At 55.9% G+C, this 9,738-nt stretch carries 8 protein-coding genes; 4 read left to right on the forward strand and 4 right to left on the reverse strand.

Annotated elements, in window-relative coordinates; all coding sequences use genetic code 11:
- The 4 genes from uvrA to Q0Z93_RS08195 all read right to left on the reverse strand — a co-directional run.
- A partial coding sequence (uvrA, locus tag Q0Z93_RS08180) for an excinuclease ABC subunit UvrA (protein ID WP_298064448.1) occupies positions 1-2,174 on the reverse strand: 2,174 nt, incomplete at its 3' end.
- On the reverse strand, positions 2,164-3,108 hold the full coding sequence (locus tag Q0Z93_RS08185; RefSeq protein WP_298064449.1) for a lytic transglycosylase domain-containing protein: 945 nt from the start codon (positions 3,106-3,108) through the stop codon (positions 2,164-2,166). The genes Q0Z93_RS08185 and uvrA, both read right to left, overlap by 11 nt.
- Positions 3,109-3,118: 10 nt before the next feature.
- Positions 3,119-3,898, reverse strand: coding sequence for a sulfite exporter TauE/SafE family protein (locus tag Q0Z93_RS08190; protein ID WP_298064450.1), 780 nt, complete (start codon positions 3,896-3,898; stop codon positions 3,119-3,121).
- Between the two features lie 358 nt (positions 3,899-4,256).
- The gene (locus Q0Z93_RS08195) at positions 4,257-5,060 is read right to left on the reverse strand and encodes an amidohydrolase (protein ID WP_298064451.1); all 804 of its coding nucleotides are present in this window, start codon (positions 5,058-5,060) and stop codon (positions 4,257-4,259) included.
- A 1,182-nt stretch (positions 5,061-6,242) separates the two neighbouring features.
- Between Q0Z93_RS08195 and Q0Z93_RS08200 the strand changes: the two genes are divergently transcribed.
- The 4 genes from Q0Z93_RS08200 to Q0Z93_RS08215 form a co-directional block, all read left to right on the forward strand.
- Positions 6,243-7,088, forward strand: coding sequence for a S1-like domain-containing RNA-binding protein (locus tag Q0Z93_RS08200; RefSeq protein ID WP_298064452.1), 846 nt, complete (start codon positions 6,243-6,245; stop codon positions 7,086-7,088).
- A 141-nt stretch (positions 7,089-7,229) separates the two neighbouring features.
- Positions 7,230-8,495: an adenylosuccinate synthase gene (locus tag Q0Z93_RS08205; protein ID WP_298064453.1), complete on the forward strand. Its 1,266-nt coding sequence runs from the start codon at positions 7,230-7,232 to the stop codon at positions 8,493-8,495.
- Positions 8,496-8,591: 96 nt separating this feature from the next.
- A complete protein-coding gene (gene dapB, locus Q0Z93_RS08210) occupies positions 8,592-9,317 on the forward strand; it encodes a 4-hydroxy-tetrahydrodipicolinate reductase (RefSeq protein ID WP_298064454.1) in 726 nt (241 codons plus the stop codon).
- An 18-nt stretch (positions 9,318-9,335) separates the two neighbouring features.
- Positions 9,336-9,738 (forward strand): S26 family signal peptidase (locus Q0Z93_RS08215; RefSeq protein ID WP_298064455.1); only part of this gene is annotated, 403 nt, incomplete at its 3' end.

Raw genomic sequence — 9,738 nt, forward strand, 5'->3', positions numbered from 1 at the left:
GCCTTGTATCCCCTGATCTGCGCATCGGGAGTCGCCTCGAACAGCTTGCGAATATCCCCGAAGACATTGGAGTAGGTCGCCGGGTTGCTCCGCGGACTGCGTCCGATCGGCGACTGGTCTACGATCACCAACTTGTCGATGTGCTCTATCCCCTCGATCCGGTCATAGGGCAGCGGCTGGTCGAACGACCGGTACAACTCCCGCGCAATCGCCGGCCGCAGCGTCTGGTTGACCAACGTGGACTTCCCGCTGCCGCTCACCCCCGTCACCACGATGAATTTTCCGAGCGGAAATTTTACGGTGATATTCTTGAGATTGTTTCCCCGCGCCCCATGAATGGTCAGGAACTTGCCAGACCCCTTCCTGAGTGTCTGAGGAATCTCGATTTTCCGCCGCCCGGTCAGGTAATCCGTTGTAAACGTGCTGGTCTTCAGCACATCCGCAAGCGTCCCCACCGCAGAAATCTCCCCGCCTCGTCTCCCCGCCGCCGGCCCGACGTCCACGATCCAGTCCGCCGACTCGATCATCTCTTGGTCATGTTCGACCACAATCACGCTGTTCCCCGCATCCCGAAGCTGCTGCAACGAACGGATCAGTTTGATATTATCCCGCTGGTGTAGCCCGATGCTCGGTTCGTCAAGAATATAGAGTACATTGACTAATTTCGACCCGATCTGCGTCGCCAACCGGATGCGCTGGCTCTCCCCGCCGCTCAACGTCCGCGACGAGCGCGACAAGGAGAGGTACCCTAACCCCACGTCCATCAAAAAGCGCAGCCGTTCCCGTATCTCCTTGAGTATATCCCGGGCAATAGCCTGCTGTTTCTTGTCGAGCCGGGTTTCGATCCCGTCGAACCAGGCCGTCAGCTCTTCGATGCTCATTGCCGAAAGCTCGGCGATATTCTTCCCGTCGATCCTGAAATAGAGCGAATCTTCCTTCAGCCTCGTCCCGTGGCACACCGAGCACGGCCGCCGTTCGACATACTGCTCCTTCCACTTCGCCCCCCGGTCGCCCTCCTCCGCTTCCGCCTCGAGGTAGGCGATCACCCCCTCCCACGTAGTCAAACAGCTGTTCCGCGCCCCCGACAACGCCGTGACCCGCAGCGGCGTGGCGTCGCCGTAAAGCAGGGCATTCATCGCCTCCTCGTCCAATTCGTCTAACGGCGTGTCGAACGTAAACTCATACCGCGCCCCCAGCGAGGCCATCTTGTTGAAAACGGCATTGGCTTTCGGTTTCCCGAGCGGCTGAATCCCCCCTTGTGCAATGGATTTCGAGCTGTCCGGAATGATCCTCGAAATGTCGAACACCGTCTCTTCCCCCAGCCCGTTGCAGTGCGGGCAGGCCCCCTGCGGCGAATTGAACGAAAAGGTGTGGGGCGCCGGCTCGTTGTACGAAATACCCGTTGTCGGACACATTAAATTCCGGCTATAGAATCTGGCCTCGCCCGTCTCGTAGTCGGCCACCATCATCGTCCCCTTGCCCTGCCGCATCGCCTCTTCGAGGCTCTTTTTGATCCGCGCCTCGGCTTCCGGCTCTGCCACCATGCGGTCGATCACCAATTCGATGTGGTGTATCTTGTACCGATCCAATTGCATCCCGCCGTGCAGCTCCACGATCTCCCCGTCCACTCTGGCATACAGGAACCCTTTCTTGATCATCGAAGCGAAGAGTTCGCGATAGTGCCCTTTCCGCCCCTTGACCACCGGCGCGAGCAGGGCGATCCGTTTCCCGCCGAACCGTTCGACAATCAGCTTCGTAATCTGCTGGTCGTTGTAGTGCACCATCTTCTCGCCCGTCGCTTTGGAGTAGGCCACCGAAGCCCGGGCGAACAAGAGCCGCATGAAGTCGTTGATCTCCGTCACGGTTCCCACCGTAGACCTCGGGTTTCGCCCCGTGGTCTTCTGTTCGATCGAGATCACCGGACTGAGGCCTGTAATTTTGTCCACGTCCGGCCGTTCCAACGTCCCGAAAAACTGCCGCGCATAGGCCGACAGGGTCTCGAGATACCTGCGCTGCCCCTCGGCATAGATGGTGTCGAAGGCCAGCGACGACTTCCCCGATCCCGACAGACCGGTAATGACCGTGAGTTTGTCGCGCGGAATCACGACATCCACGTTCTTGAGGTTGTGCACCCGCGCCCCTTCGACGATAATCTGGTCGTTCTTATTTTCCATTTTCCCTGAACCCTTCCGTCGGAATCAACACCGTATAGGTCGTTCCCGCTTTGTTGGCATACTCGTAGCTCCGGATCCACGGATTGAGTATCCGCAGCATCTTGTAATTCGTTCCATGCCTGGCCGCCAGCGCCGACCAGTCGATATTCTGTCCGCTGACGGTGATTTTCCTGTAGTTTTCAAATGCCGGCAGATAATCTCTCTTCCGCAGCCGGAATCCGTACTGCTGCGGATTTTCGACCAACAGCTTGCACGACAGAATGCGGTAGACATACCGCATCGTCTCTTCCGGCAGAAACAGATCGTAGTACGAATCCACCCCCTGAATCCCGATCCGTTTGCTGACCCCTGCCAGACCCGCATTGTACGATGCCGCGGCCATCGTCCAGCTGCCGTAACGCTGGTATGCCTTCCGCAGGTACTTGCATGCCGCCTCGGTAGCGATTTCGACGTGGAAGCGCAAATCCACATTGCTCCCCGTCTCGACCCCGTGGTCTTTGGCCGCCGACGACATCAACTGCCAGAGCCCCGCCGCCCCGGCCGGCGACACGGTGTTCGGATCCAGCCCGCTCTCCGCCATGCAGAGGTATTTGAAATCCGCCGGAATGCCGTATTTCTTCAGGATCGGTTCGATCACCGGGAAATAGCGGGTTGTCATCCGCAGTGTCCGCAGCGTCCGCGAGTGCATGAACATCGTGACGGTCATCTCCCGTTCCAACGCTTCGCGCACTTCGGAGTATTCGAGCGGCACGCGTTCACCGGCGAACGTCATCTCGCGCGGCAAGTCCGGCACGAACACCGGCGGAGCCTCGTCCGGAATGTCGGATGATATGGCAGCCGGCGCCGGTTTGCCGCCTTGTCGCTGTTGCGCGCAAGCGATCGTAATGCTGCCGGCCAGCGCGACGACCGAAAACAGCAGTGCGAATTTCTGCATGACAGATCTCCTATAATATATGTTCCAACGCATTTCGGATGCTGATTATTTTGAGCAGATCGAGGACGGTCAGGGCGATAAACACGATCAGAATCCACCGCAAAAACTGCGTGTTGATCCGCGTAGCGTATTTCGACGCAACGTAAGCCCCGATCACGTTCCCGATGGCGTGAACGAATCCGTAGCTGTAATTCACTTGTCCGTGGTACATGAAAACGACCAGCGACAGCGGAATATAGAGCATCACGATAAAACTTTTCAGGGCATTGGCCGTAATGACGTCGTAGCCCATCCCCATGACGGTCAGGCCGAGGATGACGTATCCCATTCCGATCTGGAATGCGCCGCCGTAGAGGCCCACCAAGAAGAACCAGAAGCAGTCGAGTTTCCGCACTCCCCGAAGCGGTTTCCCGTTTCCTTTGAGTATCCGGTTCGGGCTGAAGATCAATAAGGCGAACAGCAGAATCAGAATCGTCGCCAACAAAACGACGAAAATCGACGGGTCGACCCATGCTGCGAACTCTGCGCCGACAAACGCGCCGACGGCTGTCGGAATCCCTAATTTCAACCCTACCGAATAGTCGAGCAGGCGTTGTTTCCGAAAGTTGAACGCTGCTGCCCCGACTTGAAAAAGCACTGGCAGCCGGTTGGTCCCGTTGGCCACGTCGATCGGCAGTCCCAATGCTGTGTAAACCGAGATGGAGACCACGGCTGCTGCTCCTGCGAAGGTATTGACCACGCCGACAAAAATGCCGGAACAGATCAATAGTATGATGACTGAAAAACTCACTCTATTGTAGTATATATGATCTTTTTTATTTGTACTCTGTCTTTGGCTACGTGCGGGGACTGCCGCTTTTTGAAAAAAGCGGCACCAAAAACTTTTGAGATAGCTGCGCTACGCCTTAGGCTCCGCAATCCCATGTTTAGTCTTGGGATTGGGCCGGGAGCAATAGCGGGCTTAATGAAGTAATAACCTTACAGCCCGCTATTGCCCCGACCCAAACACTAAAGTGCTAAAGAATAAGGACTACGGCAGCCCATGCGAAACGTAAGTTTCGCTCAAAGTTTTTCTGGTTCTCTTTGTTCACAAAGAGAACAGTACCCTCAAACCAACCAATGAACAGGGTATAAATAAAAAAGATCGTTTATTCTTCGATCAAGGTAAAGTCATCGGCATCCAAATGTGCCGGGAACCGCCGCCGGAACGCCTCCAAATCGTCTAACGACAAAGTAGCGGCGATCATACATTCCTGCGCCGGCACCGCCTCTGCGATCGGCTGTCCCAGGAAATCCAGCACTGCGGAATCTCCCGAGTAGGTGTTCCCAGGGTCGGTTCCGCAACGGTTGCAGCCGATCACATACGCCAGATTTTCAATAGCCCGCGCCCGGAGCAAAGTGCTCCACGCATACCGCCGCGCTTCCGGCCAGCTGGCGATATAAACCAATACGTCATAGTCCTGCCGGTTGCGCGAAAAAACCGGGAACCGCAGGTCGTAGCAGATCATCGGGCATATCCGGAACCCTTTGTAATGTACGATAAGCCGCGAATTGCCGCCCGTATACACCTCGTGTTCGCCGCCCATCCGGAACAGGTGGCGTTTGTTATAAGTAAGCCACACGCCGTCCGGAGTGAAAAAAAACAGCCGGTTGAAATAGCCCTCTTCCGGTTCCGTGCGCCGGATATGGTCGCGGATAGCCACGCTCGCGATGATCGCTTTCCCCGTCCGCACGGCCAAATCGCGCATGAAGGTAACGACTTCGCCGTCCTTTTCCTGGGCAATCGCTGCCGGATTCATGCTGAAACCTGTAGCGAACATTTCGGGCAATACCACTAAGTCGGCCTCTCCGGCCTCCCGATCGATCCATTCGGCCGCGCGACGGCAATTCTCGGCAGGGCTTTCCCACACCGTATCCATCTGGAAGACGGCTATTTTCAGTACTTTATCCATAATCTTTTTACTCTGTTCTTGCTCTGGCGATGAGCCGGACTGTTCTTTATTTTGGCGCCTCGAGCCGGCGGGACGTTTGTTCTTTATAAAAAACTTTTTTTGCAGCCCTCCTGCCGGGCGGGCTTTTTGTTTTCGCTTCACCGCTCCTGCCGCGGGGCCTTTATTTTTTACTGCCTCGAGCCGGCGAGGCTTTTGTTCTTTATATAAAACTTTTTTTGCAGCCCTTATGCCGGGCGGGCTTTTTGTTTTCGCTTCACCGCTCCTGCCGCGGGAGCCTTTATTTTTTACTGCCTCGATCCGGCGTGGATTTCTCTCCTGCGGAAGGCTCTGCGGCGTTCCTACGCGGGGGTAGAGGTTTTTCCTCTCCTCCCGCTCCTGCCGCGGGGGCACTTACTTTCTTTGGCACCAAAGAAAGTAAGCAAAGAAAAGTACCGGGAATCGGTTTCGCCTTGTCGAAAGCCGGTCGTTCTGCCCGGCTTTCTCAAGGCAAAACGCGACATTCCCGGGTCTTGCCGTGTCTACCCCATTTCCGAGAGGGGCTTTCGCGTGAGGAGAAAGACGGTTCAGCCGTGATCTCCCGATGACGCCCCGGAACCACCCCCGGCGGAGGGGTGGTTCCGCTGGGCACTCGGGCCGCAGCCGTTGGCTGTTTTATTGGCCGCCTCTACCCCAAAGCCCCGCCGGCTCCGGCCAAGAAAGGGTAGTTACAGCTTGGTAAAATGCCGGCGCCTGATCGTTTTGCGTGCCGTAAGGCACTGCGGGCCGCAGCCTCGCCCCGCGGAGACCCGCAACTCTTTCATCGCTTGCGCGAGAGTTGCATTCCCCGGAGGCTGCGACCCCGCTCGCAAGTAATAAGGACATGCGAAAGCATCCTTGGAAGCGTCGTGTTTTGCCTTGAGGGGGACGCGCAGGACGCGCGGACGCCCGACAAGGCGAAACCGGCTGGAGGCAGTTTTCTTTGCTTCGTTTGACCTGCGGTCTTCCTCGCGCTACCTCGGCATAGCCCGCCGGCTCGAGGCGGCTAAGAAAAAAGTTCCATACTGTAAGCCAATGAACAGAATCCTGCAAAGTTACATTACGGCAGGGATTCATGCAACGAAAGTCGGCGGATAATTCGGAGGTTTCACAGTTCTATCGTGGAAAATTCTATCTTTGCAAGTGTAAAAGAGGAGATACGAGAAATTGATACGAGCTGCGAATTACAACAGACTGAAAATTGCACGGAAGACCGACAACGGCCTTTATCTGACCGACGACGAAGGGAACGAAGTGCTGCTTCCGAACCGCTATATACCCGGAAAATATGAAATAGGCGACCCGATAGAAGTCTTCGTTTATACCGATTCCGAAGACCGGCCGGTGGCCACGACCGACCGGCCGAAGATCACGGAAGGAGGCATCGCCGCATTGCAGGCCGTGGGGTTCAATTACCACGGGACTTTCTTGGACTGGGGTCTGCCCAAAGACCTCTTCGTGCCGAAGCGGAACCAGCAGGCGCCGATGTTGGTCGGAGAGTGGTATGTGGTTTCGGTTTATGTGGACAACGTGACGGGACGGGCGGTAGGAACATCCAAACTGGGAAAAATCATCAATAACGACGAGATCACCGTCCGGCCTAAGGAAGAGGTGGATATTCTGGTGGCCGTGCGCAAGCCGAAAGGATTCCGCGTGGTCATCAACGACCGGCACTGGGGGATGCTGTACGACAATCAGATATTCACCGACGTGAAGCTGGGTATGCGGATGAAAGCCTATGTGCGGAAGATTGCGGAAGATCACCGGATCGACGTCTCGCTCCAGCAGGAAGGTTTCGACCAGGTGAAAATCGCGGCGGACGAAGTGCTGAAAATGCTCGACGAGGCCGGCGGCATGCTGACCGTGGGAGACAAGTCCGATCCGGAGGAGGTGCGCTTGGCGACCGGGATGAGCAAAAAAATCTTCAAGCGGGCGGTCGGATACTTGATGAGCCGTGGTGAAGTGGATAGCGGCGACACGACAGTGAAACGCATCGACCGGAAAAATATTTGACCGATGATTGATGGAGAAACCGTTTTATTTGTACTTTTACCGACTGGAGTTTTCCGGAAATAATACCTTTCTTCTGTAGCCGGACGGCTTCGGAGAAAGGTTTTTAATGTGTCGGCAATACTTTTTACAAAGACATCATAAATGAAAGTTGACGTAGTTCTCGGCCTGCAATGGGGCGATGAAGGAAAAGGAAAAGTCGTGGACGTGCTCACGCCTGATTATCAAGTCATCGCCCGGTTCCAAGGGGGGCCGAATGCGGGACACTCGCTCCGTTTCGGCGATAAAGTCCATGTGCTGCGCTCGATACCGTCGGGCATTTTCCGCGATAATGCCATCAACATCATCGGCAACGGCGTGGTGCTCGACCCGGTGATGTTCGCCCAGGAGATCGGCGAGCTGGAACAGTTCGGGGTCGATGTGACGGCCAAAATCAAAATTGCAAAAAAGGCACACCTCATCCTGCCGACCCACCGGATGCTCGACGCGGCCAGCGAAGCGGCTAAGGGGAAAGCCAAGATCGGCTCCACGCTCAAAGGGATCGGGCCGACCTATATGGACAAGACCGGCCGGAATGGGCTGCGGGTAGGGGATATTCTCTCGCCGTCGTTCATGGAGCGCTACGAACGATTGAAACAGAAACATATCGCGATGCTGGCGCAGTTCGAGGGATTCACCTATGATATTGCGGAGTACGAGGCGCAGTGGTTCGAGGGAATCGAAACTTTGCGGCGGTTCGCGATTATCGAGGGGGAACACGAGGTCAACCGGCTCTTGAACGAAGGGCAGGGGATTCTGGCCGAAGGGGCGCAGGGATCGCTGCTCGATGTGGATTACGGAACCTATCCGTTCGTGACCTCCTCCAATACGGTGTGTGCCGGGGCTTGCATCGGGTTGGGGGTGGCACCTAATCGGATCGGCGAGGTGTATGGGATTTTCAAGGCTTATTGTACACGGGTGGGGAGCGGGCCGTTCCCGACCGAACTGTTCGACCAGACGGGGCGGGACTTGCAGCGCATCGGCCATGAGTTCGGCGCGGTGACGGGCCGGGAACGGCGGTGCGGATGGCTCGATATGGTGGCCTTGAAATACAGCACGATGATCAACGGGGTGACCCGGTTGATCATGATGAAATCCGATGTACTGAATACGTTTCCCACCATTAAGGTGGCGGTGGCGTATGAGATCGGGGGACGGCGGGTGACGGAATTCCCGTATGAGACCAATGAAGAGATTACGCCGGTATACCGGGAGTTCGAGGGATGGAACTGCGACATCAACGGGATCAGGCGCTACGAGGATTTTCCGCGGCAGTTCAAGGAGTATGTCGAATTTATCGAACGGGAAACGGGCGTGCCGGTGAAGATCATTTCCGTGGGGCCGGATCGGGACGAAACGATTGTGCGGTAACCGGCCTCGGCGCGTATTTATTCCGATTATTCCGAAAAGCTAAAGACAAATCCGATTTTGTTTTTAGCTTTTTATGTATTACTTTTCACCTTAGTTATGAAAATCGCACTGATAGGCTACGGCAAAATGGGACACGAGATCGAAAGGATACTCGTGTCGCGGGGGCATACGGTTCCTCTGATTATCGATGTGGACAATACGGATCAGCTTACGGCGGAAAACTTGCGGGGGTGTGATGTGGCGATCGAGTTTACGACGCCGGGGACGGCATACGGGAATATCGTTGCCTGTCTGACGGCAGGTGTGCCGGTGGTGTGCGGAACCACGGCGTGGCTCGACCGCTTGAAAGAGGTGAGCGACTTATGCGCGCAGGCAAAAGGGGCATTTTTCTATGCCTCGAATTACAGCATCGGGGTCAATATCTTCTTCGCGATCAACCGGCAGCTGGCCGAGATGATGAACCGCTTCCCGGAGTACGATGTGACTTTGAACGAGGTGCACCATGTGCAGAAGAAAGATGCGCCGAGCGGCACGGCGGTGACGCTGGCGGAGGATATTTTGGCGGGGATCGACCGGAAAACCTCGTGGCATTTGGGGACGACGACCGATGCGGCTAAGCTGGAGGTGACCGCGCAGCGGCGGGCAATGGTGCCGGGGATCCATACCGTGGTGTGGGAGTCAGACGCCGATACGATTACGATCGACCATAACGCCAAGAACCGGAGCGGATTTGCAATGGGGGCAGTGCTGGCGGCGGAGTTTCTGGCGGATAAACGCGGAACGGGGCGGGTCTACGGCATGAAAGACCTGCTCGGATTCTAAACGACAACGCGAAATTACATGAAAAAGACAATCAGTAAGTTGCGGGAAATATGGAACAATAAGTGGGTCAAATTCTCGGTGGTGAGTTTGGTCTACGTACTGTGGTTCGTGGTGTGGACGCGGAACCTGTGGTGGCTGTTGGGGTTGCCGCTTATCTATGATTTCTATATCAGCAGAAATATCCACCGGTTGTGGCTCGACCGCTACCGGGCTTACAAGAAAGACCACAAGGGGTTCAAAGTGGCGATGGAATGGGTCGAAGCATTGCTTTTTGCCGTTGTCGTGGTGGTGCCGCTGAAGATCTATTTTTTCGGCATGTACGTCATTCCGTCGTCGTCGATGGAACAGACTTTATTGGTGGGGGACTACATTTTTGTCGACAAGGTGCATTACGGGCCGAAGATGCCAAATACCCCGATCT

Origin of the sequence: uncultured Rikenella sp. (assembly GCF_947628055.1) — a bacterium.
Taxonomy (GTDB): Bacteria; Bacteroidota; Bacteroidia; order Bacteroidales; family Rikenellaceae; genus Rikenella.